At 73.6% G+C, this 22,990-nt stretch carries 28 protein-coding genes; 7 read left to right on the top strand and 21 right to left on the bottom strand.

Annotated elements, in window-relative coordinates:
• A complete protein-coding gene (locus tag IEZ20_RS33510) occupies positions 1-543 on the top strand; it encodes a type 1 glutamine amidotransferase domain-containing protein (protein ID WP_189305712.1) in 543 nt (180 codons plus the stop codon).
• A 142-nt stretch (positions 544-685) separates the two neighbouring features.
• On the opposite strand, the gene IEZ20_RS33515 is transcribed toward IEZ20_RS33510, so the two are convergent.
• Complete coding sequence (locus tag IEZ20_RS33515) at positions 686-973, bottom strand: DUF6158 family protein (RefSeq protein ID WP_189305714.1); 288 nt, start codon at positions 971-973, stop codon at positions 686-688.
• Between the two features lie 57 nt (positions 974-1,030).
• Here IEZ20_RS33515 and IEZ20_RS33520 point away from each other — a divergent pair, with 57 nt between their 5' ends.
• The gene (locus IEZ20_RS33520) at positions 1,031-2,149 is read left to right on the top strand and encodes a baeRF2 domain-containing protein (RefSeq protein ID WP_189305716.1); all 1,119 of its coding nucleotides are present in this window, start codon (positions 1,031-1,033) and stop codon (positions 2,147-2,149) included.
• A gap of 66 nt (positions 2,150-2,215) precedes the next feature.
• On the opposite strand, the gene IEZ20_RS33525 is transcribed toward IEZ20_RS33520, so the two are convergent.
• A complete protein-coding gene (locus tag IEZ20_RS33525) occupies positions 2,216-3,835 on the bottom strand; it encodes an ATP-binding cassette domain-containing protein (RefSeq protein ID WP_189305718.1) in 1,620 nt (539 codons plus the stop codon).
• A 42-nt stretch (positions 3,836-3,877) separates the two neighbouring features.
• Positions 3,878-4,558: a histidine phosphatase family protein gene (locus IEZ20_RS33530; RefSeq protein WP_189305720.1), complete on the bottom strand. Its 681-nt coding sequence runs from the start codon at positions 4,556-4,558 to the stop codon at positions 3,878-3,880.
• 75 nt (positions 4,559-4,633) lie between these two features.
• Here IEZ20_RS33530 and IEZ20_RS33535 point away from each other — a divergent pair, with 75 nt between their 5' ends.
• The 3 genes from IEZ20_RS33535 (at position 4,634) to IEZ20_RS33545 (ending at position 7,319) form a co-directional block, all read left to right on the top strand.
• Positions 4,634-6,124 (top strand): bifunctional phosphatase PAP2/diacylglycerol kinase family protein, encoded by a 1,491-nt coding sequence (locus tag IEZ20_RS33535; protein ID WP_189305722.1) that lies wholly within the window; start codon positions 4,634-4,636, stop codon positions 6,122-6,124.
• A 160-nt stretch (positions 6,125-6,284) separates the two neighbouring features.
• Positions 6,285-7,106, top strand: coding sequence for a methyltransferase domain-containing protein (locus IEZ20_RS33540; RefSeq protein WP_189305724.1), 822 nt, complete (start codon positions 6,285-6,287; stop codon positions 7,104-7,106).
• A 42-nt stretch (positions 7,107-7,148) separates the two neighbouring features.
• A complete protein-coding gene (locus IEZ20_RS33545; RefSeq protein ID WP_189305726.1) occupies positions 7,149-7,319 on the top strand; it encodes a hydrophobic protein in 171 nt (56 codons plus the stop codon).
• A 30-nt stretch (positions 7,320-7,349) separates the two neighbouring features.
• On the opposite strand, the gene IEZ20_RS33550 is transcribed toward IEZ20_RS33545, so the two are convergent.
• From IEZ20_RS33550 to IEZ20_RS33615, 14 genes are all read right to left on the bottom strand, one after another.
• Positions 7,350-7,646 carry a gas vesicle protein K gene (locus tag IEZ20_RS33550; RefSeq protein ID WP_189305728.1) on the bottom strand — a complete coding sequence of 99 codons (297 nt, stop codon included), beginning with the start codon at positions 7,644-7,646 and terminating at the stop codon, positions 7,350-7,352.
• Positions 7,647-7,655: 9 nt separating this feature from the next.
• Positions 7,656-7,841, bottom strand: a complete 186-nt coding sequence (locus tag IEZ20_RS33555) for a gas vesicle protein (protein WP_189305730.1) — start codon at positions 7,839-7,841, stop codon at positions 7,656-7,658.
• Positions 7,838-8,686 carry a GvpL/GvpF family gas vesicle protein gene (locus IEZ20_RS33560; protein ID WP_189305732.1) on the bottom strand — a complete coding sequence of 283 codons (849 nt, stop codon included), beginning with the start codon at positions 8,684-8,686 and terminating at the stop codon, positions 7,838-7,840. Before IEZ20_RS33560 ends, IEZ20_RS33555 begins: the two co-directional genes overlap by 4 nt.
• A complete protein-coding gene (locus IEZ20_RS33565; protein WP_189305734.1) occupies positions 8,683-9,024 on the bottom strand; it encodes a gas vesicle protein in 342 nt (113 codons plus the stop codon). Before IEZ20_RS33565 ends, IEZ20_RS33560 begins: the two co-directional genes overlap by 4 nt.
• A complete protein-coding gene (locus tag IEZ20_RS33570) occupies positions 9,021-10,250 on the bottom strand; it encodes an SRPBCC family protein (protein WP_189305736.1) in 1,230 nt (409 codons plus the stop codon). Before IEZ20_RS33570 ends, IEZ20_RS33565 begins: the two co-directional genes overlap by 4 nt.
• Complete coding sequence (locus IEZ20_RS33575; protein WP_189305738.1) at positions 10,247-10,888, bottom strand: DNA primase; 642 nt, start codon at positions 10,886-10,888, stop codon at positions 10,247-10,249. Before IEZ20_RS33575 ends, IEZ20_RS33570 begins: the two co-directional genes overlap by 4 nt.
• Position 10,889: 1 nt before the next feature.
• Positions 10,890-11,147, bottom strand: a complete 258-nt coding sequence (locus IEZ20_RS33580) for a gas vesicle protein GvpG (RefSeq protein WP_189305740.1) — start codon at positions 11,145-11,147, stop codon at positions 10,890-10,892.
• 31 nt (positions 11,148-11,178) lie between these two features.
• The gene (locus IEZ20_RS33585; RefSeq protein ID WP_189305742.1) at positions 11,179-11,949 is read right to left on the bottom strand and encodes a GvpL/GvpF family gas vesicle protein; all 771 of its coding nucleotides are present in this window, start codon (positions 11,947-11,949) and stop codon (positions 11,179-11,181) included.
• Positions 11,946-12,368: a gas vesicle structural protein GvpA gene (locus IEZ20_RS33590; RefSeq protein WP_189305744.1), complete on the bottom strand. Its 423-nt coding sequence runs from the start codon at positions 12,366-12,368 to the stop codon at positions 11,946-11,948. The genes IEZ20_RS33585 and IEZ20_RS33590 overlap by 4 nt, the downstream gene beginning before the upstream one ends.
• Positions 12,369-12,434: 66 nt before the next feature.
• Positions 12,435-12,833, bottom strand: a complete 399-nt coding sequence (locus IEZ20_RS33595; protein WP_189305746.1) for a gas vesicle protein GvpO — start codon at positions 12,831-12,833, stop codon at positions 12,435-12,437.
• A gap of 44 nt (positions 12,834-12,877) precedes the next feature.
• Positions 12,878-13,813, bottom strand: coding sequence for a non-homologous end-joining DNA ligase (gene ligD, locus IEZ20_RS33600; RefSeq protein ID WP_189305748.1), 936 nt, complete (start codon positions 13,811-13,813; stop codon positions 12,878-12,880).
• On the bottom strand, positions 13,810-15,657 hold the full coding sequence (locus IEZ20_RS33605; RefSeq protein ID WP_189305750.1) for a transketolase: 1,848 nt from the start codon (positions 15,655-15,657) through the stop codon (positions 13,810-13,812). Before IEZ20_RS33605 ends, ligD begins: the two co-directional genes overlap by 4 nt.
• A gap of 54 nt (positions 15,658-15,711) precedes the next feature.
• Positions 15,712-16,089 carry a hypothetical protein gene (locus tag IEZ20_RS33610; RefSeq protein ID WP_189305752.1) on the bottom strand — a complete coding sequence of 126 codons (378 nt, stop codon included), beginning with the start codon at positions 16,087-16,089 and terminating at the stop codon, positions 15,712-15,714.
• On the bottom strand, positions 16,086-17,429 hold the full coding sequence (locus IEZ20_RS33615) for an NAD(P)/FAD-dependent oxidoreductase (protein WP_189305753.1): 1,344 nt from the start codon (positions 17,427-17,429) through the stop codon (positions 16,086-16,088). Before IEZ20_RS33615 ends, IEZ20_RS33610 begins: the two co-directional genes overlap by 4 nt.
• Positions 17,430-17,642: 213 nt before the next feature.
• On the opposite strand from IEZ20_RS33615, the gene IEZ20_RS33620 reads away from it, so the two are divergent.
• Positions 17,643-18,599: an LLM class F420-dependent oxidoreductase gene (locus tag IEZ20_RS33620; RefSeq protein ID WP_189305755.1), complete on the top strand. Its 957-nt coding sequence runs from the start codon at positions 17,643-17,645 to the stop codon at positions 18,597-18,599.
• Between the two features lie 86 nt (positions 18,600-18,685).
• On the opposite strand, the gene IEZ20_RS33625 is transcribed toward IEZ20_RS33620, so the two are convergent.
• Positions 18,686-19,102 carry a phage holin family protein gene (locus IEZ20_RS33625; RefSeq protein WP_189305757.1) on the bottom strand — a complete coding sequence of 139 codons (417 nt, stop codon included), beginning with the start codon at positions 19,100-19,102 and terminating at the stop codon, positions 18,686-18,688.
• 81 nt (positions 19,103-19,183) lie between these two features.
• On the opposite strand from IEZ20_RS33625, the gene IEZ20_RS33630 reads away from it, so the two are divergent.
• Positions 19,184-19,531 carry a VOC family protein gene (locus IEZ20_RS33630; RefSeq protein WP_189305759.1) on the top strand — a complete coding sequence of 116 codons (348 nt, stop codon included), beginning with the start codon at positions 19,184-19,186 and terminating at the stop codon, positions 19,529-19,531.
• Here the strand turns inward: IEZ20_RS33630 and IEZ20_RS33635 are convergent.
• The 3 genes from IEZ20_RS33635 to IEZ20_RS33645 are packed head-to-tail and all read right to left on the bottom strand — an operon-like array spanning position 19,519 to position 22,990.
• Positions 19,519-20,082, bottom strand: a complete 564-nt coding sequence (locus tag IEZ20_RS33635) for a GNAT family N-acetyltransferase (RefSeq protein ID WP_189305761.1) — start codon at positions 20,080-20,082, stop codon at positions 19,519-19,521. The genes IEZ20_RS33630 and IEZ20_RS33635 overlap by 13 nt on opposite strands.
• A 17-nt stretch (positions 20,083-20,099) precedes the next feature.
• A complete protein-coding gene (locus IEZ20_RS33640; protein ID WP_189305763.1) occupies positions 20,100-21,023 on the bottom strand; it encodes a S66 peptidase family protein in 924 nt (307 codons plus the stop codon).
• The gene (locus tag IEZ20_RS33645) at positions 21,020-22,990 is read right to left on the bottom strand and encodes a S9 family peptidase (protein ID WP_189305765.1); all 1,971 of its coding nucleotides are present in this window, start codon (positions 22,988-22,990) and stop codon (positions 21,020-21,022) included. Before IEZ20_RS33645 ends, IEZ20_RS33640 begins: the two co-directional genes overlap by 4 nt.

The raw sequence follows: 22,990 nt of genomic DNA on the forward strand, positions 1-22,990 counted from the left end.
ATGCGTATCGCGTTTCTGGTGGCACCGGAGGGTGTCGAGCAGGTCGAGCTGACCGAGCCGTGGAAGGCGGCCTCGGACGCCGGGCACGAACCGGTGCTGGTGTCGACCGAGCCGGGGAAGATCCAGGCGTTCAACCACCTGGACAAGGCGGACACGTTCCCCGTGGACGAGGTCGTGGCCGAGACGTCGGCCGGGTCGTTCGGCGGGCTGGTGCTGCCGGGCGGGGTCGCGAACCCGGACTTCCTGCGGATGGACGAGAAGGCCGTCGCGTTCGTGAAGGACTTCTTCGAGCGGGGCCGTCCGGTGGCCGCGATCTGTCACGCGCCGTGGACGCTGGTGGAGGCGGACGTCGTACGCGGCCGGGTGCTGACGTCCTGGCCGAGCCTTCGGACCGACATCCGCAACGCCGGCGGCACCTGGGTGGACGAGCAGGTGAAGATCTGCGACCACGGCTCCAACCAGCTGGTGACCAGCCGCAAGCCGGACGATCTGAAGGCGTTCTGCGACGCGTTCCTGCACGTGTTCGCCGGCGAGCCCGGCTGACCGCCGCGAGAGTCGACCGTACCGGGAGGTACCGGGAGACGGGAGAGTGTCGAGGGCCGGCCCGCCGGGGCCGGCCCTCTTCGGTGTGCGGTGGGGGTTTCGGTGTGCGGTGGGGGTCGGGGAGGAGGTCGCGGGGCCGGGGTCAGGTGGCGGGGGTGCCCGGAGCGGCCGCCTCGCCGCAGCTTCGTTCGCGGGCGCCCTCACGGGTGCGGCCCGCGCTCACCAGGCGGCGGGGGTTGCGGCGCAGATACTCGCCCTCCAGCTGTGCCATGCGCTCGTTGTGGGCCCGCAGCGCGTCGTTGGAGCCGTACAGGAGTGTGTCGTGGCGCGTGCGGTGGATGGTCTCCAGCTCCTTCATGAGCTGCTGGTCGTCCAGCCGGCTGGGGTCGACTCCGGTCATGGTGGTGCCCCGCTCGTCGTGTTCGTTCATGGGCTTCGGGTACCCGCCCGGCGTGCACTGCCCCCGAGCGATTTCCGGGAGGAATCCGTGGAGCTCGCGTTCCTGAATCCACTGTACGAACATCCGGGGCCCTGGGCCTCCGCATACATGGACCTGTCCCAGCACGACGCGGACATGCACCACCAGCGCCGTCTGGCGGCGGACGCGGTGTCCCGGCGTCTGCGCGAGCAGGGCGCCGACGAGGCCACCTGCCGGGCGGTACGGGACGCGCTGGAGGAGCTCGTGCGCAGCACCGAGCCGTACGGCAGGGCCGTGTTCGCCCGGGACGGCGAGGTGGCGCTGCAGGTCCCGCTGACCCAGGCCCCGCCCCAGGGCCTGGTGCACTGGGGCACGCTGCCGCATGTCACGCCGCTGCTGGACCTGGCCGGTGAGGACCCGGTGTCGCTGGTGGCGTACATCGACCGCACCGGGGCCGACTTCGAGCTGCGCAGCGCGGTGCTCCAGGAGGAGGCCGGGCATGTCACGGGCAGCCGGCAGTGGCCGATGCACCGGGCGAAGGCCTCCGACTGGTCCGAGCGGCACTTCCAGCTGAAGGTGGAGAACACCTGGGAGCACAACGCCCGGGAGATCGCCGAGGCGCTCGCGGCCTGCCAGGCCGAGACCGGGGCCGACCTGCTGGTCCTGTGCGGGGAGGACCGGGAGTGCCGGTCGGTGCGCGAGCAGTTGCCCAGGCATCTGCACGAGCGGACGGTGGAGGCCGCGCACGGCATCGGCAGCAGGCTGCTGCCCCGTGAGGTGGAGGAGATCCGTACCCGGCACGTCCGGGAGCGGATCCTGGCCGAGGTGGACCGCTACCGGGCCGCCCGGACGCGCGACGAGGAGCGGCGGACGGCCGCCGACGAGGGGGTGCCGCAGCTGATCGAGGCGGCCCGCGAACACCGGCTGGCCGAGCTGCTGATCCGCCCGGACGGACCGGACACGCACCGCGAGGTGTGGATCGGTGAGGCACCGGACCAGCTGGCGGCCCGCCGTACGGAGCTGAGGAACCTGGGCGAGGAGCACGCCTGGCCGGCCCGCGCCGACGACGCGCTGGTCCGTGCGGCCGTGGTGACGGACGCGCCGGTCCTGTCGCTGACCCCGGTCCTGGAGGCCACCGGCGAGGACGTCCCGGCGGGCGGCATGGGCGCGCTGCTGCGCTGGACGTAGCGCGGCAGGACGGTCTCGCGGCAGGACGGTCTTCGCGGGAGCGGGCGCCGAACGGGCGGGCCCGGGCTACCGGGCCCGCTCCACCCGCCGTTCGTCCCAGACCGGCTCCGCTGTCTCGCGGACCCGGCCGTCGCTGCCGAAGACCAGGAAGCGGTCGAAGGAGCGGGCGAACCAGCGGTCGTGGGTGACGGCGAGGACGGTGCCCTCGAAGGCCTCCAGCCCCTCCTGGAGGGCCTCGGCGGACTCCAGGTCGAGGTTGTCGGTGGGCTCGTCCAGGAGCAGGGCGGTGGCGCCCCGCAGCTCCAGCAGCAGGATCTGGAAGCGGGCCTGCTGGCCGCCGGAGAGCCGGTCGAAGCTCTGCTCGGCCTGCTGGGTGAGTTCGTAGCGGCGCAGCCGGGACATGGCGGCGCCCCGGTCCTGGGCGTGTTCCTTCCAGAGGATGTCGAGGAGGGAGCGGCCCTGGAGTTCGGGGTGGGCGTGGGTCTGCGCGAAGTGGCCGGGCACGACCCGGGCGCCGAGCTTCCACTTCCCGGTGTGCGCGACGTCCTCGCCGGCGAGCAGGCGCAGGAAGTGGGACTTGCCGGAGCCGTTGGAGCCGAGGACGGCGACCCGTTCGCCGTAGAAGACCTCCAGGTCGAACGGTTTCATCAGGCCGGTCAGCTCCAGCGCCTCGCAGGTGACGGCCCGTACGCCGGTACGGCCGCCCTTCAGACGCATGGTGATGTCCTGCTCCCGGGGCGGCTCCGGCGGCGGGCCGGCCTCCTCGAACTTGCGCAGCCGGGTCTGGGCGGCCTGGTAGCGGGAGGCCATCTCGTGGCTGACGGCGGCGGCCTGGCGGAGCGTCAGGACGAGCTTCTTCAGCTGGGCGTGCTTCTCGTCCCAGCGGCGGCGCAGCTCCTCGAAGCGGGCGAAGCGTTCGCGGCGGGCCTCGTGGTAGGTGGCGAAGCCGCCGCCGTGCACCCAGGCGTCGGCGCCGGCGGGGCCGGGCTCCACGGAGATGATCTTCTGCGCGGCGCGGGCGAGGAGTTCCCGGTCGTGGGAGACGAACAGGACCGTCTTGCGGGTCTGTCCGAGCTGCTCCTCCAGCCACCGCTTGCCGGGCACGTCGAGGTAGTTGTCCGGCTCGTCCAGCAGCAGGACCTCGTCGGTGCCGCGCAGCAGCGCCTCCAGCACGAGCCGTTTCTGCTCGCCGCCGGAGAGGGTGCGGACCTGGCGCCACTGGGCGCGCTCGTAGGGCACGCCGAGCGCGGCGGTGGTGCACATGTCCCACAGCGTCTCGGCCTCGTAGCCGCGGACCTCGGCCCAGTCGGCGAGGGCCTGCGCGTACCGCAGCTGGGCGGCCTCGTCGTCGACGGTCATGACGGCGTGCTCGGCCTCGTCGACCGCCTTCGCCGCCTCGCGGATGCGGGGCGGGGCGACGGAGACCAGCAGGTCCCGTACGGTCGTCTCGTCCCGGACGGAACCGACGAACTGGCGCATCACGCCGAGCCCGCCGCCGACGGTGACGGTGCCGCCGTGCGGTTTCAGCTCGCCGGAGACCAGGCGCAGCAGCGTCGTCTTGCCGGCGCCGTTCGGGCCGACCAGCGCGACGACGGCGCCCTCACCGACCCGGAAGGACACGTCGCCGAGCAGCGCCCTCCCGTCGGGGAGGAAGTACTCCAGGTGCGCGGCTTCGAGATGTCCCATGAGGAGGCATTCTCCGGGGCGGCCCGCGCCCGGGGCAAACTCTTATGCGCGGCCCCCGGCGGCCGCCCGGCCGGCCGCGCCCAGCGCCTGGCCCGCCGGGCCGCTCCCGCCCGCCGGTTCCACCGTGGCACCCTCCCAGGACAGGGCCTTCCAGCCGTCGGAGGGTGAGCCTTCGAGGACGACCACACCGGTGTTCTGCAGGGGGCGGGCGGCGGCGAAGGCGACGTCGACGTTGTCGGCGCGGGCGGCGGTCCAGACGCGGATCGCGGCACCGTGGCTGACCATGGCGACGGCACGGGCACCGCTCGCGGCGGCCTCGGCGACGACGGCGTCGTACCGGGCGAGGGCCTCCTGGCCGCTCTCCCCGCCGGGCATGCGCAGCGCGGTGTCGCCGGCCGCCCACGCGAACACCGTACGCAGGTACAGCCGGCCCCCCGGGCTGTCCCCGGGCAGCATCTCCAGGTCGCCGGCGGACAGCTCGCGGATGCCGGCGCGCACGGTCACGTCCAGGCCGCGGGCGGCGGCCAGCGGGGCGGCGGTCAGCTGGGTGCGGACCAGCGTGGAGGCGTAGAGCGCCTCGATGTCCTCACCGGCGAGCGCCCGGGGCAGCGCGGCGGCCTGCGCCTCGCCGAGGGGGGTCAGCCCGGGGCCGGGGACGGCGGTGTCCAGCAGGTGGTCCACGTTGGACGGGGTCTGACCGTGGCGGACCAGGAGCAGGCGCATCCGGGTTCTCCTCCCGCGCCGGCGGACGGCGCACCGGGGACACAAGAAACGGGCACTTCAGGGTAACCGCACCCCATGAGCCCAGACCTGGACCTGACGTCGGCCGCGACCGCCGCCCGCACCCCGCTGCGCACGCTCCTCGATCTCGACGGCCGGCTGTTCGAGGCCGCCGCCTCCCGGCGCTGGCCCGGCGCCGAACGCGTCCTGCCGCGGCTGAGCCGCAGCGCGAACCACGGTGTGCTGTGGTTCGCGACGGCCGCCGCGATGGCCGCGAGCCGCACGCCCAGGGGCCGCCGGGCGGCGGTGCGGGGGGTGGCCTCGCTCGCCCTGGCCTCGCTGACCGTGAACACGCTCGGCAAGCGCTCGGTGCGCCGCGCCCGGCCCGTGCTGGATCCGGTGCCGCTGGTGCGGCAGCTGAAGCGGCAGCCGATCACCACGTCCTTCCCGTCCGGGCACGCGGCGTCCGCGGCGGCCTTCGCGACCGGCGTGGCCCTGGAGTCCCCGGCCTGGGGCGCGGCGGTGGCGCCGGTCGCGTTCTCGGTGGCCGCGTCCCGTGTGTACACGGGCGTGCACTTCCCGAGCGACGTACTGGCCGGGGCGGCGCTCGGCGCGGGCGCCGCCTTCCTGGTACGGCGCCTGGTGCCGACCCGCGCCCAGGTACGGCGGCCCGCCCGGTCCCGGGCCGAGGCGCCCGCGCTGCCGGAGGGCGAGGGCCTGGTGATGGTCGCCAACCGGGCGGCGGGGAGCGCGGAGCGGGTGCGCGCGCTGCACGACGCGCTGCCGGAGGCGGAGATCGTCGAGTGCGCCCCGGAGGAGGTCCGGGACGAGCTGGAGAAGGCGGCGGCCCGGGCGCGGGTGCTCGGGGTGTGCGGCGGCGACGGCACGGTGAACGCGGCGGCCGAGGTCGCCCTGCGGCACGGCCTGCCGCTCGCGGTACTGCCGGGCGGCACCCTCAACCACTTCGCCTACGACCTCGGTGTGGAGGACGAACGCCGGCTGGCCCGGGCGATCCGGCACGGCGAGGCGGTCCGGGTGGACGCCGGCCGGTTCACCACCCGCGGCACCAGGCACCTGTTCCTCAACACGCTGAGCCTGGGCGTGTACCCGGAGCTGGTGCGGGCGCGCGAGCGCTGGTCCTCCCGGATCGGCGGCTGGCCGGCCGGGGTGCTGGGCGCGCTGCGCGTGCTGCGCGCCGGCCGGCACCCGCTGGAGGTGGAGGCGGGCGGCGGGCGGCGGCCCCTGTGGCTGCTGTTCGTCGGCAACGGCGTCTACCACCGCATGGGTCTCGCGCCGGGCCGCCGTACTGATCTGGCGGACGGCCTGCTGGACGTGCGGGTGGTGCACGGCAGCCGCAGGCCCGCGCTGCGGCTGCTCGCCGCGGCCCTGGCGGGCCCGCTGACCCGCTCCCCCGGGCACGCGGCGGTGCAGGTGCACCGGCTGCGGCTGACCGGCATCACGGCGGGCACCCCGCTGGCCTACGACGGCGAGGTCACCGACGTCTCGGGCGAGATGCTGCTGGAGAAGCTGCCGGAGGCGCTGACGGTCTACCGTCCGCTGACGTTCTGACACCCGGTCGGCGCCGGCCGGCGAGGAGCCGAGGACCTGATGACACGTCAGTCCGCATGGCAATACGCCCATCTCATCATTCGGCATGGGCGCGTACCGTTGCCCCCGTACCGGCGGGCGCGTCCGTCCGGTCCGCCTCCGAGGGTGAAGGGGTACAGCCATGCCGAAAGCGCAGGAGACCGCCGTCTACACGCACGGGCACCACGAGTCGGTGCTGCGTTCGCACACCTGGCGGACCGCCGCCAACTCCGCGGCCTATCTGCTCGGCGTGCTGAAGCCCCACATGCGCGTCCTGGACATCGGCTGCGGGCCCGGCACGATCACCGCCGATCTGGCGGCCCTGGTCCCCGACGGCCATGTCACCGGCGTCGACCGGGCGCCGGGCGTTCTGGAGCAGGCGCGGGCCACCGCCGCCGCCCGGGATGTGACGAACGTGGACTTCGCGGTGGCCGACGTCAACGGCCTGGACTACCCGGACGACAGCTTCTGTGTGGTCCACGCCCACCAGGTGCTCCAGCACGTCGGCGATCCCGTGCGGGCCCTGCGGGAGATGCACCGGGTGACGAGGCCGGGCGGGTTCATCGCCGTACGGGACGCGGACTACGCGGCGATGACCTGGTACCCGGCGGTGCCCGGCCTGGACGACTGGCTGGACCTGTACGCGCGGGTGGCCCGGGCCGGCGGCGGCGAACCCGACGCCGGGCGCCGGCTGACGGCGTGGGCGCGGGCGGCCGGGCTGGGTGACGTCACCTCCACCTCCAGCACCTGGACCTTCGCCACACCCCAGGAGCGGGCCTGGTGGAGCGGCCTGTGGGCGGACCGCACGGTCGCTTCCGCGTACGCGGAGCGGGCCGTGCAGGGGGGCCACGCGACGGCGGAGCAGCTGCGGGCCGTGGCGGAGGCGTGGCGGGAATGGGGGCGGCGGGAGGACGGCTGGTTCGCGGTCCTGCACGGAGAGATCCTGTGCCGGAAAGAAGCCTGATCCGCGGGCTTTGGGAAACCCGTGGCGCAGGAGGTTCACATCATGGTTCCCATCCTGCTGGTACTGCTTCTGGTGCTGATTCTCTTCGGTGCCGGATTCGCGCTGAAGATCCTGTGGTGGATCGCCCTGGTGGTGCTCGTCCTGTGGCTGCTGGGTTTCCTCGTCCGCGGTACGACGTCGGGCGGCGGCAGGGGTCGCTGGTACAGGTGGTGAGCGTCTCCAGGTGGTGAGCGTGTCCCCGCGCTAGGCCCCGTCGCGGGGAAGCAGCGGTCCGAGCGGCCCGAGGTCCAGGTTGAGGTCCTCGGGCCGCAGGCCGTACCGGTCCCGCAGCTCGGCCATCCGCTCCTCCAGCAGCATCAGCGTGAGCCCGATCCGCTCCTCCTGCTCCTCGGTCAGGTCACCCGTGTCGAACCGGCGCACGGCCTGCCGCTCCATGAGCTGGCGCAGCAGCTCGACCACGGTGAGCACGAGCTTCACCAGGTCGCGTTCGACGGTGTCGGGTTCCAGGTCGAGACGCTTGCGCGGACTGCGCGCGGTCATGCGGGGCTCCTAGGGCTCCTCGAAGGGCGACGGCACCTGCTCGTTCACGGAGCTGATCAGTGCGTTCAGGTCGATGCGGACGAGGTCGACGTCCGCGATGCGCAGGGTGATGTCGCCGGTGATGACGACTCCGCCGGCCAGCAGCCGGTCCAGGAGGTCGACCAGCGCGATCTCGCGGCGCTCGACTACGGTCACCGCCCCACCCCCGGTCCCTCTCCGGATTCCGCTCCGGTATGCACGCCGGATTCCGCTCCGGCCTCGGCCCCGTCCTGTGCTCCGGACGCCTCTCCGGAGAACGAGTACGCGGCCCAGGGGCCGGTGAGTTCCACACGGATCCCCGGCGCCTCGTCCTTCGTCCGGTCCACGAGTTCCACGAATTCCTCGGAATGGGCCCGCGGCACCAGGTAGGCGGCGTTGAGCACGTTCTGTCCCGGGGTACCGGAGATCGCGGAGTTCTGCGGGCGGTGCAGCCGCACGTCCTCGGCCCGCTCGGCGAGGCGTCCGTGCAGGGAGTGGGCGAACCGCTCGGCCCGCTGCCACCTCTCCTCCTGCGCATGGCTGCGCTCGCGCCGGCTGCGCAGGTAGTCCCGCCCGCTGGCGGGCCGCGCGGCGGCGACGGGCTCGGCCTCCGCGGGCTCGGGCTCGGGCTCCAGGTACACCTTCACACCCCACTCGACCCGGCCGTCCAGCCGGTCGAGCAGCCGCCGGAAGTCGTCCTCGCGGGCCTCGATCATCGAGCGCAGGGCGCTGTCGTCGCGGAAGACGGTCGCGAGCCGCAGCGGAAGCGGGGTGGTGACCGTGGTGAGCGCGTCGACCACCCCCTGGTGGGCGCGGGCGGTCGCGGCCAGCCAGTCCAGGTCCTCCAGATGGGCCTTCAGCGCCTCCTCGCAGAAGTCCGCCTCGGGGACCGTACTGACGACCGCGACCAGCCCGTGGTGGTGCAGCAGCGCCGCCGGGGCGCCCGCGACACCCGTCAGCTGGGCCTGCAGCGGTGTCCGGAAGGGGCGGCAGACGGCGTAGACGTACCGCAGTCGGGTCATGGTGCCTCCTTCGGGGCGCGGCCCGGCTCCAGCTCCTCCAGCCGCGCGAGCCGTTCACGCAGCTCGGCGTTCTCCCGGGCCAGCTCGTCCCGGCGGGCCCGGGAGGAGAGCGCGGGATCGGTCTCCCACCAGTCGATCCCCATCTCCTTGGCCTTGTCGACGGAGGCGACGATGAGCCGCAGCTTGACGGTGAGCAGTTCGATGTCGAGGAGGTTGATCCTGATGTCACCCGCGATGACGACACCCTTGTCGAGCACGCGCTCCAGGATGTCCGCGAGGTTCGCTCCCGAGCCCTGGCCCCCGTAGTAGGGCTCGGGAAACCGGTTGGGCGTCGTCATCGACGGCTCCCGCGCTCAGCGTACTCGGGCTCCTCTTCCTCGTACTCGTCCTCGTCCTCGTCCTCGTACTCCTCGTCGTCCGCCCGGCCCCCCTCGTCCTCGGCCTCGCCCTCGTCCTCGGCCTCGTCCTCGTACGAGCCCTCCTCGTCGTACTCGCCCTCGTAGGGCTCCTCCTCCTCGGCCTCCGCCTCGGGCGCCTCTTCCTCTCCTTCCTCCTCCTCTTCCTCTGCCTCTGCCTCCTCCGGCTCCTCTTCCTCGGCTCCCTCGGCCTCCGCCTCGGGCTCCTCCGGCTCCTCTTCCTCCGACTCCTCCGGTGCCTCTTCCTCCGACTCCTCCGCCTCCTCCTCGGCGATGGCGTCCTCGTGGCTGCGGACCACCTCGCCGTCGCGGATCTCGCCGCGCCAGCTGTCCTCCGCCTCCCCCTTGAGGGTGATGAAGCGGGCGAAGTTCTTCAGGTCCAGCCGTGCCCGGCGGCCCTGGGCGCGCCAGATGTTGCCGGTCTTCTCGAAAAGCCCGGTCGGGTAGTACTCCATGACCAGCAGGACCCGGGTGAGGTTCTCCTCCAGCCGGTGGAAGGAGACCACGCCCTTGGTGGTGCCCTTGGCTCCCTCCGAGGTCCACTGGATGCGGTAGTCGGGTATCTGCTCGGTCGTCTTCGCCTTCCAGCTCCGGGTCGACCAGAAGACCTTCGCCCGCCAGTCGGAGTGGGTGTCGTCGGCACGGCTCGCGCTCTTGACGCCCTTGGCGAAGGTGGAGAAGGACTGGTACTGGGTCCACTGGTCGTAGGCGGTGCGCAGCGGTACCCCGACGTCGACGGACTCCATGATGACGGTGGGCTTCTTGCCCGCGCCGCCCTTCTTGCCCTTGCTGCCGCCGAGGCTCTTCAGCGCACCCATCACGTTGTCCTTCGCGTGGGAGGCGCCCAGCTCCACGGCCGAGCGCAGCGGGCCCTTGCCCTCGGCGAGCTTGCGCCCGCCCTCGAGTGCGAGTTTGGCGAAGCCCGGGCTGTTGCCCTCGGCGATGTCGTTGAGCTTGACGGTGGTCTCGCCGAGCTTGCGCCCGAGGCCCGACAGCATGCGCTGGGCCTGCGCGGACAGGTACTCCTGTGCCTCCTCCTTCAGCCGGTCGGCCGCCTCACTGTGCGCGAGGGCGCTCAGCGGGCCGCCCTGGGCGGCCCCCGTGGCCTTGCCGGCCGCCGAGGTGGCGGATCCGAGGGTGTCGGTCATCGGTCATCGCCGCCTTTCGACTGCCGGGAGGCGGCACCGGAGGCCGCGTCCCCAGCCGAAGCCGTCTTCTTCGCAGCCGCCTTGCGGGGCCCGGCCGCCTTCTTGGCCGCCGTCTTCTTCGCGGGGGCCGTCTTCTTGGCCGCGGCCTTCTTGGCCGCCGTCTTCTTCGCCGGAGCCCTCCGGTGAGGTTCCTCCTCACGCGAGTCCTCGTCCCGCGACCGCTTTCCGCGACGGTCTTCGTCACGGTCGCCGCCGGACTTCTGACGGCCGTCCTCCTCGCCGTCCTCCTCGCCCGACTCCTCGTCGGACCGGGACGGCACGATGCCGGACAGCTGATCACGCACCTGCGCCGTACGCCCGTGCAGCCGGTCGGCGAGCGCGTTGATCTGCCGTTCGGCGACCGCGCCGGAAGCGGCCTTGCCGACGCCTCGCAGGTCCTGGCGCAGCTGGTCGCCGATCTCCTTGAACTGCGGATTGTTCTTCAGCTGCTGGTTCACCAGGTCCGCGACCGTCCGCGGGCTGAGGTTCAGCTTCTTCCCCGCGACCAGGGAGCCCACCGCGAGGGCCATTTTGAGCTTCTTGGTACGTCCGAGCAGGTATCCGGCCCCTACGGCGAGGCCCAGTGCGGTTCGGTTCATGTCACGTCCCGTTGCCTGTGGTGTCGCCGGAGCGCATAGCGGTCTCCAGCCGGTCGAGCAGTTCGTCCTCGCGCTGGTCGAACTCCTCCTCGGTGATCTCGCCGCCCTCCAGTTGCTCTTCCAGGCGGGCGAGTTCGGCCCGTACGGTGGCGGGGTCGTAGTAGATCCGCTCCGCCTCACGGAGCACCTGCCTGATGGCCCACGCGCTGCCGCGCACGGGCGCGAACGGCAGCATCAGTACTTCGCCGATCAGCCCCACGGTGTTCTCCTTTCCGTCCGGGCCGGGAGCGCTACTGCGCGCCGGCGTCCGCGCCGGCCGTGCTGCCCGCGGGCTGCGCCGGGCCGGGCTCGACGAAGCTGTACGGCGGCAGCGGCCCGTTGACCCTCAGGTCCAGATGGGCGTGGCTCTTGCGGACCTGCTCGGCGGTGGCCAGGAAGTCCTCGGCCGAGTCGCGTGGCACCAGGAACGACACGTTCAGCAGCCAGCCGGTGGACTCGGGCCCCACACTGACGGCGGACGCGACCGGTGCGAGCAGTCCCTGCACCGTCTGCGCGTCCTCGGCCTCCCGGGCCTTGACGGCGGCGGCGACCATCTCGCCGAGGCGGATCTTGTCGTCGTAGCTGCCGCCGCCGGCCCTGCGGTTGGCCTCGGCGAGGCCGCGGACGTCCGCGTTCTCGGCCATCACCAGGTGCAGGACGGCCTCCTCGACGTGCGTGGCCTTGACGTTGTACTCGACCTTGCCGTCCAGCTCGCGCAGCCGCTCCAGGTAGTGCTCCGCCCGCTCGGTGAGCACCTGGGTGACGGCGTCGTCGCCGTCGGCGACGCTGCCGAACCGCATCGGCAGCACACAGCCGCCCCCGCTCGCCTCGGCGAGCACGTTCTGGTGCGCGAGCAGGTCCCGGCGCTTGGGGCGCAGGTCCTCGGGCGCGTCACTGACGACGGCGGCCAGTTCACCCGCTGTGAGCACGCGGACGGTGCGCGGCGGCTCGCCCACCCCGGTCATGCCCTCGGGCAGCGCCGGGTGGGAGCGGGCGGTGATCCCGTAGACGTAGGTGCTCACTCCTGCTCCTCCTTACGCCGCGCCGGAGCCTTCCGGGCGCGCGGCCTCGACTCGGTCTCCCCTTCCTGACGCGCCTGGTTGAAGGCGTCGGATATGGTCTGCGCGGCGCCGGACAGGGCGCCCTTGGACTTGCCGCGGGCGCCGGACTCGGTGATGTCGCCCACGAGCTCGGGCAGACCCGGGCTCTTGTGGGGGCCCGACTCCAGGTCCAGGCGGTTGCACGCCTCGGCGAAGCGCAGGTACGTGTCGACGCTGGCCACGACGACCCGGACATCGATCTTCAGGATCTCGATGCCCACCAGGGAGACGCGGACGAACGCGTCGATCACGAGTCCCCGGTCCAGGACCAGCTCGAGTACGTCGTAGAGACCGCTGCTGCCGCCTCCGCCTCCGGTCTGCTGTGCCGGAACAACAGTCATGCCGGCGATTCCTCCTCCTGCGTAGTGGGTGCACGGTCCGCGCGGGCGGGAAGCACGCGCCGTGGCTCAGCGGCCGCGCGCGTCGGCCCTGCCGCGTTCGTAGCGGCGGACACGCCGGTAACCGGTCAGCTGGCCCTCCGGGTCCAGCTCGACCTGGTAGCTCGCCATCAGGCTCATCGTGTCCGGGACCCGGGCGAGTTCCAGGACCTCGACCTCCAGGGACCAGCCCTCCTCGGTCTCCTCGAAGGAGGACACCGACTCGGGAGCCAGTCCGGTCAGCTCGGCGAGTTGGCTGCGCGCCTGGCGCAGCACCTCGACGGGGGTCGGTCGCCGGCTGTTCGTCCCGGGGCGGCTACCGCCCTGCGTCTCGTGCGTGTGGTCGGAGTTCTGGGAGTGATCAGAGTGCTGAGAGTCCTGTGCTTTCCGTGAACTCTGTGAATCCGAAGTGCTGTTTGTGTTCGACATGGCCACCTCTCCCTGCGTGTGGCCGTTCCTCCCTTGGCCAAACCTCAGGAGCGCATGTCATCGAGACGGCGTCGGGCCGGGTCCAGGGAACGGCCACGGTCGGGCAGGTCGCCCCACGGCTCCGTCCGGGCCTGGTCCACGGCGTCGGCGATGCTCCACCGGCGGGCGTCCAGTGCCGGATCGTCCACCTGCTTCCAGGCTAGGGGCACGGCGACCGGGGCGCCCGGGCGGGCACGGACGCTGTAGGGGGCGACGGCGGTCTGGGCGTAGCCGTTGCGCTGCACGTCCAGGTAGAGGCGGTCCGCGCGGTCCTGCTTGCGGGCCTCGGTGGTGAGCCGGTCGGGGTGCCGGGAGGCGGCCAGCTCGGCGACGTCCTGGGCGAACCGCCGCACCTCGTCGAAGTCGTGGCGGCCGTCGAGCGGGACGACGAGGTGCAGGCCGCGCGAGCCGGTGGCCATGGGCGCCGCGGGCAGCCCCAGCTCGTCCAGCAGCTCCCGCACCCGGTGGGCCGCGTCCCGGACGGCGGCGAAGTCGTCGCCGGCCGGATCGAGGTCGAAGACCAGCCGGTCGGGATGGTCGGCGCCGCCGGCCCGGTCGGTGCGGGACAGCCAGCGGTGCAGGGTGAGGCAGGCCTGGTCGGCGAGGTACAGGAGGGTGGCGGTGTCGTCGCAGACGACGTGCGTGACGGTGCCGCCCTCCTTGGCCAGCTCGGCGCGGGTGATCCACTCCGGGTAGTGCTCCGGGGTGTTCTTCTGCAGGAAGCGCCGGCCGTCCAGGCCGTCCGGATACCGCTCCAGCATCAGCGGGCGGCCCCGCAGGTGCGGCAGCATGTACGGCGCGACGGACCGGTAGTAGTCGGCGAGGTCGCCCTTGGTGTACTCCTTCGCGCCCCCGCCGCCGGGGAAGAGCACCTTCCCCGGCCGCTGGATCGGCACCGTGCGGCGGCCGGCCCGCAGGGCCCGCGCGTCGCCGCGGCTCATCGCACGACCGCCTCCTCGACCAGCAGCCTGGCCGCCGCCGTGATGCCCACGGCGTCGATGCCGGCCGCGTGCAGCTGCTCGTCGGGCGCGGCGGAGCCCGGCATGGTGCGCACCGCGAGCCGGACCAGGCGGGGCGTCGGACGGCCGTCGCCGAACGCCTCCGCGACGGCGTCCCCGAGGCCGCCCTCCGGGTGGTGGTCCTCGACGGTGAGCAGGCAGCCGGTGTCCTCGGCGGCCCGGTGCAGGGTCCCGGCGTCGACGGGCTTGACCGAGTACAGGTCGATCACCCGCACCCGGATGCCGTCGGCGGCGAGCCGGTCGGCGGCGGCCAGCGCCTCGGGCACGGTCGCCCCGGCCGCGACGACCGTCAGCCGGTCCTCCTCGCTGGAGCGCAGCGTCTTGCTGCCGCCGACGGGGAACTCCTCGTCGGGGCCGTAGATCACCGGGGTCTTGCCGCGGGAGGTGCGCAGGTAGCGGATGCCGTCCAGGCCGGCCATGGCCGCGACCAGCCGGGCGGTCTGGTTGGCGTCGCAGGGGTAGAGCACGGTCGAGCCGTACACGGACCGGAACATCGCGAGGTCCTCCAGGCCCATCTGGGAGGGCCCGTCCTGCCCGATCGCGACACCGGCGTGCGAGCCGACCAGGTTGAGGCCGGAGCCGCTGACGGAGGCCATCCGCACGAAGTCGTGGGCGCGGGTGAGGAACGCGGCGAACGTCGAGGCGTACGGCACCCAGCCGCGCGCGGCCATGCCGACCGCCGTGGCGACGAGCTGCTGCTCGGCGATGTAGCACTCGAAGAACCGGTCGGGGTGCGCCTTGGCGAACTCCTCGGTGCGGGTGGAGTCGCCGACCTCGCCGTCCAGCGCGACGACGTCACCGCGGGCGGTGCCGAGCGCCGCGAGGGCCTTGCCGAAGGCGTCCCGCGTCGCGACCTCGTCGCCCAGGTCGTAGTGGGGCAGTCGGACGACCTCGGTGGTGAGGGAGCGCAGCGCGGCGGCGGCCTGCGGCTCGGAGACCCGCACGCGCAGGTCGCGCGGGCCGCCGAGTTCGGCGATGGCCTCCTCGGCCTCGGGCAGCGGCTTGCCGTGCAGGCCCTCGCGGTCCTCGACGGCGGCCACGCCCCTGCCCTTCAGGGTGCGGGCGAGGATCACGGTGGGCTGCCCGGTGGTGGACAGCGCCTCCCCGTAGGCCCGGTCGATGGCGTCGACGTCATGGCCGTCGATCTCGATGGTGTGCCAGTCGAAGGCCTGGAAGCGGCGGGCGTAGGCGTCCAGGTCGTGGCCGTGCCGGGTGGGGCCGCGCTGGCCGAGCCGGTTGACGTCCACGATGGCGATCAGGTTGTCGAGGTTCTCGTAGCCGGCGTGTTCGGCGGCCTCCCACACCGAGCCCTCCGCCAGCTCGCTGTCGCCGCACAGCACCCACACCCGGTAGCCGGTGCGGTCCAGCCGCTTCCCGGCGAGCGCGATGCCGACCCCGACGGGCAGGCCCTGGCCGAGCGAGCCGGTGGCCGTCTCCACCCACGGCAGGCGGCGGGGCGTCGGATGGCCCTCCAGCCGGCTGCCGATCTTGCGGAAGGTGACCAGTTCGCCGTCCTCGATCGCGCCGGCCGCCTTGTACGCGGCGTACAGCAGCGGCGAGGCGTGTCCCTTGGACAGCACGAACCGGTCGTTCGCGGGGTGTTCGGGGCGCTCGAAGTCGTAGCGGAGGTGGTGGGCGAGCAGGACGGCCATCAGGTCGGCGGCGGACATGGAGGACGTGGGGTGTCCGGATCCCGCGGCGGCGGACGCCCGCACGCTGTCCACACGCAGCTGCTGGCCCAGTTCGGCGAGTTCGTCGGTCTTCATGGATCTCCTCGGTCTCCTTGCGCTGTGTCGCGGCTCCGTGCGCTGTGTCGCGCCTCAGTCGCGGTCCGCGGGGTCGGGGGTGTCGGTGCGCTTGACGGGTCCGGGCGCCGGATGGTCCGCGCCGCCCGCGGCGGGCTCTCCGCCGGGCCGGTTCCGCGCGGGCTCTCCGCCCGGCTGGTTCTTCGCCGGCTCTCCGTCCGGTTGGTTCTTCGCCGGTTCACCGTCCGGTTGGTTCTTCGCCGGTTCACCGTCCGGTTGGTTCTTCGCCGGTTCACCGCCCGGCTGGTTCTTCGCCGGTTCACCGCCCGGCTGGTTCTTCGCCGGTTCACCGCCCGGCTGGTTCTTCGCCGGTTCACCGCCCGGCTGGTTCCTTCCGGGTTCGGCGGCCGTCCGCCGTCCCGGTTCCGGCCTGTGTGTCGACTCCTGGGTCATGGTTCGTCTCCTGCCTGGGCGGACGGCTGCGAACCGTCCGGTACCCGCGCCAGTTCCGGTGAGGCCGTGTCCAACGGCACCGACCAGGCCCGTACGAGGCCCAACTGGACGCCCTGGCGCGGGAGAAGGGCGTCCAGCAGCCAGTCGGCGGCGACCCGGACGCGGTTGCCGGGCAACGCGGCCAGGTGGTAGCCGCGGGTGACGGCACCGGCCGCCGGGCCCGACAGCGGAACGCCGAACGGGTTGGCCGCCGCCCGGACCCCGCCCAGATCGACGGCGAAGCCCAGGTCCCGGTGGCGGTACGGGCGCCGTCGCCGGCCGAGGCCGAGCGAGCCGGCCACGTTCTCCCCGGCCACCCGGCCCTGCCGCCAGGCGTGCTGGGCCGTCATGGGGGTGAACTCCCCGGGGCGCTCCAGGTCGGGCACGGCGGCCGCGTCCCCGCAGGCGAACACGTCTGTGCGGCCGGGCAGTTGCAGATACGGGTCGACGATCAGCCGCCCGCGTTCCAGCGGCTGCCCGACGGTCTCCACCAGCGGGTCCGGCCGTACGCCCACGCACCACACCAGGGTCCGGGAGGCGACGGACTCCCCGTCGGTGAGCAGCACCCCGTCCCGGGTGGCCTCCTTCACCGAGGTGCCCGTCCGCACCTCGACACCCCGCGCGCGCAGCACCCGGTCGGCGGTACGGGAGAGCCGCTCGTCCAGCTCGGGCAGCACGCGCGGTGCCACGTCCAGCAGCATCCAGCGGGGGCGCACGCCGCCGGGCAGCGGGTGCCGGCGGACCAGCCGGTCGGTGAGCATCTGCATCTGGGCGGCCACCTCGGTGCCGGTGTAGCCGGCGCCGACCACCACGAAGGTGCACCGGGCGGCACTTCTGCCCGGGTCGTCCTCGGCGGCCGCGAGTTCCACCTGGCGGGTCACGTGGTCGCGCAGGTACAGCGCCTCGGGCAGCCCGCGGAACCCGTGCGCGTGCTCGGCGACCCCCGGGACCGGCAGCAGCTTGTTGACGCTGCCGACGGCCAGCACCAGCCGGTCGTAGCCGAGGCTGCCGGCACCGCCCTCGGGGTCGGAGTAGTGGACGGTGCGCCCGTCCAGGTCGACCCCGTCCGCCCCGCCGAGCACCAGGCGCACTCCGCGCAGGGTGTCCGGCAGCGACACGGTGACCCGGCGGGCCTCCAGGACGCCGGCGGCGACCTGCGGCAGCAGCGGCAGGTACAGGAAGTAGTCGGTCGGGTTCAGCAGGGTGATGTCGGCCCGGTCCCGGGTGATCCGGGCCAGGGTGCGGGCGCACCGGTACCCGGCGAAACCGGCGCCGATGATCACCACGCGAGGTCGGCTCACAGTGCGCCTCCGGCGGTGTCGCTCGTCCGAGGTCTTCCGCGTAACCGTGGCCGGGGCACCCAAACGCCGGGCGGGTCACCCGTACGCCGGTCCGGGCACCGGACGCCCTGGCCGCCGGGCCCCGCCGTGCGGAGTTTCGCCCGGTCGCCGCCGGTTACCCGGGCCGGGACCGGATCGCACCCCCATGAGCTTCGCCCGCGCGGAGGTTTCCCCATGCCCGAGTACGGCTATTTCCTGGCGAGCGAGGAACACGGCCCCGCAGCCCTGATCGAGCAGGCCCGGATGGCCGAGCAGGCCGGCTTCCAGGCGCTGTGGATCTCCGACCACTTCCATCCGTGGAACGACGCGCAGGGGCAGAGCGCGTTCGTGTGGTCGGTGATCGGGGCGCTGTCGGAGGCGGTGTCGCTGCCCGTCGAGACGGCGGTGACCTGCCCGACCATCCGGACGCACCCGGCGGTCGTGGCCCAGGCCGCGGCGACCGGCGCGGTGATGACCGAGGGCCGCTTCCGGCTGGGCGTGGGCACCGGCGAGGCACTGAACGAGCACATCCTCGGCGACCGCTGGCCCCCGCTGCACGTCCGCCTGGAGATGCTGGAGGAGGCGGTCCAGGTGATGCGCCGGCTGTTCACCGGCGAGGAGGTCAACCACCACGGCACCCACTACACCGTGGAGAACGCCCGCCTCTACACCGTCCCCGACGAACCCGTCCCCATCGACATCTCCGGCTTCGGCCCCAAGGCGACGGCGCTCGCCGCCCGCGTGGGCGACGGCTACATCACGATGATGCCGGAGGAGGAGATGGTCACCCGGTTCCGCAAGGGCGGCGGCGGGGCCAAGCCGGTCAGCGGCGGTGTGAAGGTCTGCTACGGCGCCGACCGCGACGAGTGCGTCCGTACGGTGCACCGGCTCTGGTACAACGAGCTGCTGCCCGGCGAGATGGGGCAGGTGCTGCCCTCGCCCCGGCACTTCGAGCAGCTGCACGAGCTGGTCACCGAGGACATGGTCCGGGAGAAGACGGTGTGCGGGGACGACGTGGACGCGCATGTGGCGGCGCTGCGGGCGTTCGCCGACGCCGGGTTCGACCGGGTGTACGTGAACCAGATCGGGCCGGACCAGCGGGGTTTCTTCGACTTCTACCGGACGAAAGTGCTGCCGCAGCTCCAGGGATGAGTGAAGAGGGGCTGTGACGGAGAGGGCGGGGCCGCGGCCCCGCCCTCTCCGTCACAGCCCCTCTCTTTTTCTTTCGCGGTTCGGCGTCAGGCCCGGTGATGCGGCGTGTCCGGCGGGGTGTCCGGCATCGGGGGGTACGGCATGCCGAGGCCCGTCGGCGGGGTGGCCGGCGCGCTGCCGCCCAGCACGTGGTGCGGGGCGTGCCGGCGGTTCCCGGAGTGGGCCAGGCCGCGCAGGAAGTAGGCCACGGCCCCGAGGAGCGCGGCGGTGATCAGTGCGGCGGCCCAGCCGGGCAGGCCGGCCGCCAGGGCCAGGCCCACGGCGAGGGCCAGCGCGCCGCCCGCGTACAGCGCGACGGTGCCCGACGCGGCGTAGAGCACGGCCGTGCGGCGTCGCTTGCGGGACTGCTCGCGCAGTTCGTCGCGTACCGTCTCGCGTGCCACCTGAGCCAGCTCTTCGACGAGGTGCTTGTCCAGATGTTCCAGGTGATCAGAACGGTCCATACCATGCGGGTACCCGCCGGACACAGCCGGTAACGCCCGGGGGGCCTGCGCGCGGGCGGGGCGCCAACTAGGCTCGGACGCATGGAGATTCTGGGCGCCTCGCTGCGCATCTGCGTCGACGACCTCGAAGCCGCGATCCCCTTCTACGAGCGGCTGACCGGCGGCAGAGCCTCCCGCTTCGGGCGCGGCGACGTGGAGGTCGCCGCGGTCGGCTCCTTCCTGCTGATGAGCGGCCCGGAGTCGGAGCTGGAGATCCTGCGCAGGGTGGCGGCGACGATCGCCGTGAAGGACGTCGACGAGGCCGGTCGGCTGCTCGACGAGCTGGGCGCCAGGATCGTCGCGGGGCCGGTGCCGACGCCGGCGGGCCGCAATCTGCTGGCCGTCCACCCGGACGGGTCGGTCTTCGAGTACGTGGATCAGCGGGGCTGAGCCGCCCCGCCGCGCATCTCGGTGGTCAGGGCCCAGCGTTCGTGGTCGCGCCAGGCTCCGTCGACGTAGAGCATGTCCGGGGAGAAGCCCTCCAGGCGGAAGCCGGCACCCCGGGCGAGGGCGATGGAGGCGGCGTTGCCGGGCTGGACGTTGATCTCCAGCCGGTGCAGGCCGAGCGGCCCGAACGCGTACCCGATCACCAGCTCCAGGCCTTCGCGCATCAGGCCCCGCCCGGCCGCGTGCGCGAAGGCGCCGTAGCCGAGGGCGCCGCACTGGAAGCCGCCCCGCACGATGTTGTTGATGTTGATGAAGCCGGCGAGGGCGCCGCCGTCCTTCTCGCACACCAGGAAGCCGGCCCGGTCCGGGTCCGTGATGAGCCGGCCGGCGTAGTCGGCGTACGCCTCGTCGCTGTCCGGCGGGAACAGCCACGGCCGGTGCAGGTCCCTGCTCTCCCGGGCCCGCTCGGTGAACTCGGGTCCGTCCTGCGGGGTGAAGGGGCGCAGGGCGACGCGCGGGCCTTCGGCGAGGTACCGGGACTCAGGGTGCGGCATCCGGCCAGCCTACGGCGTCAGCGCAGGGCGGGCTCGTCGAGGGTCAGCGTGGCCGCGTCCGCGTCGAGTTCGGCCGCGAGCCCGAAGGGGATCGTGAGCGCGCCGTCGCAGTGGCCGAAACCGAAGTCCTCCACCACCGGGACGCCGAGCGGGGCCAGCCGGTCGGCGAGCAGGGACCGCACCTCGGCGTGGTCCGCGCAGCCCTGCCAGGAGCCGAGCAGCACCCCGCGCACGCCGTCCAGCCAGCCGGAGCGCAGGAGTTGGGTGAGGTACCGGTCCAGCCGGTACGTCTCCTCGCCCACGTCCTCCAGGCAGAGCAGTCCGCCCCGCGCGGAGGGCCGGGCGTGCGGGGTGCCGAGTTCCGCGGCGAGCAGGCAGAGGCAGCCGCCGAGAGTGGTGCCGCGGGCCCGGCCGGACACCAGGGGTGTGCCGCCGGAAGTGATCGTACGGACCGTCTCGGGGGCGAAGAGCGTGGCCCGCAGGTGGTCCTGGGCGCGGGCGTTCTTGACGAAGTCGATGCCGGCCGCCATCGGCCCGTGCAGCGTGGCCAGGCCCAGGCGGGTGGCGATGGCCTCGTGCAGCACGGTGAGGTCGCTGAACCCGACGAAGACCTTGGGCCCGGCGGCCCGCAGGGCGTCCCAGTCGAGCAGGTCGACGATGCGCTGGGCGCCGTAGCCGCCGCGGGCGCACAGCACGGCGTCCACGGCGGGGTCGCACCAGGCGTTCTGGAAGTCGGCGGCGCGGTCGGCGTCCGTGCCGGCGAGGTAGCCGAACCCGGGGTGGCGGTCCAGGACATGGGGGCCGGCCACCGGGTCGAGGTCCCAGCCGCGCAGCACGTCGAGTCCGGCCTGGAGCCGTTCCTCGGGCACCGGCCCGCTGGTGGCGACGACGGCGACCCGTGCGCCGGGGGCCAGCCGGCGCGGACGGACGAGTGGGTTCACGGGGTCAGCTCCACCTTCGGTACCGGGGGTTCCGGCTCCAGCCGGAAGACCTGGGCGTACAGGGACAGTTCGGCCTCCAGGGCGCGGGTCATCGTATCGGCCCGGCGGAAACCGTGCCCCTCGCCCTCGAAGGCGAGGTAGGCGTGCGGCACGCCGCGGCCGGCGATCCGGGCGAGGAAGCGGTGGCACTGGGCGGGCGGGCAGATGACGTCGTCCAGGCCCTGGAGCAGCAGGAAGGGCGCGGTGAGCCGGTGGGCGTGGGCGGTCGGGGAGCGTTCGGCGTACCGGTCGGGCACCTCGGCGAGCGGGCCGACCAGCGACTCCAGGTAGCGGGACTCGAAGTCGTGGGTCTCGTCGGGGCCCCAGGTGGTGAGGTCGAGCACCGGGTAGACGACGGTGCCGCAGGCGTAGACGTCGGTCGTGGTCAGGGAGGCGGCGGCGGTCCAGCCGCCGGCGCTGCCGCCGCGGATCGCCAGCCGGGCGGGGTCGGCGGTGCCCTCGTCGGCGAGGGCGCGGGCGACGGCCGCGCAGTCCTCGACGTCGACCACGCCCCACTGCTCGCGCAGCCGCTCCCGGTAGGCACGGCCGTATCCGGTGGAGCCGCCGTAGTTCACCTCGGCGACCCCGATGCCCCGCGAGGTGAAGTAGGCGATGGCCAGGTCCAGCACGAGCGGCGCCCGGCTGGTGGGGCCGCCGTGCGCCCAGACGACGTACGGCGGCAGCTCGCCGTCGGGCGCGGTGCGGGCGGGGTGGCGCGGCGGGTAGAGGTGGGCGTGCACCTCGCGGCCGTCCGGGCCGCGGAAGGTGCGGGTCAGCGGCTCCGGGTAGTAGGCCGGGTCGACGGGGTCCCGGTGCCGGGCGCCGACCACGCGGGTGCGGCCGGTGGCGGTGTCCAGTTCGACCACCTCGTGAGCGGTGCGCGGGCCGGCGCCGACCGCGACGACGCGTGCGCCGTGGGTGGCGAGGGTGGCGGTGAACTCCGTCCACGGGCCGGCGGCGTCGACGATCTCACCGGACTCCGGGTCGAGTATCCCGAGCACGGCCGGTCCGCGTCCGTGGACGACTGCGAGGAGTCCGTCGTCCAGCGGCGCGAACCAGCGCAGCCCGAGCTGCCACAGCGGCCCGCCGAACTCCTCCTCGCGCGGGCAGAGGGGGGTGCCGTCGCGGTAGAGGTTCCACCAGCCGCTGCGGTCGCCGGCGTACAGCAGACTGCCGTCCGCCGACCACTCGACCTGGGCGACGGCCTCCTCCGGTCCGCCGGCGACCGTCCGCGCGTCCTTCAGCAGGCCGTCCTCCGTCACCTCCGCGACGAGCAGCTCCGTCCCGTCCCACGGCATCCGCGGGTGGTCCCAGGCCAGCCAGGCGGCGCGCCGGCCGTCCGGGGAGAGCCGGGCGCCGGTGACGAACCGGTGGCCGGGCGGGAGCAGTTCCCGTACCGCGCCGCGGTCGCCGGCGGCCGAGCCGTCCAGCGGTACGGCGGCCAGGACCCGCCGGACCTCGCCCGGGCCGTCCCCGGTGAACTCCTCCAGCACGCACCACACCTCGCCGCGGGCGAGGTCCAGCCGGGGCTCCGCCCAGCGCAGGCCGCCGCCCACAGGGGAGAGAGGGGTGAGCGGGACGGGTTCGCCGCCGGGTTCGTACCGGTACAGCCGCTGGTCGGCGAAGTGCACGAAGACGACCAGCGGCCTGCCGTCGTGGATCTCCCCGGTCCAGGGCCGTCCGCCGTACTCGATGACCCGGCTGCGCACGTTCCACGGCGCGGGCAGCACCGTCTCCTCGCCCGCCTCCTGGTTCCGCCGCCGCACCAGCGCCCGCCGGCCGCCCTCGGACGGCCGGGGCTCGGTCCACCAGACCTCGTCCCCGACGAAGCCCACCCACTCCGGGCGCCCGTCGTGCGCAGCGGCGAGCGCCGCGTCGATCGGGGAGGGCCACGATCCGTACGGTGACGTCAGCACCTCGCCCGCCAT

Source organism: Streptomyces cinerochromogenes (assembly GCF_014648635.1).
Lineage (GTDB): Bacteria > Actinomycetota > Actinomycetes > Streptomycetales > Streptomycetaceae > Streptomyces > Streptomyces cinerochromogenes.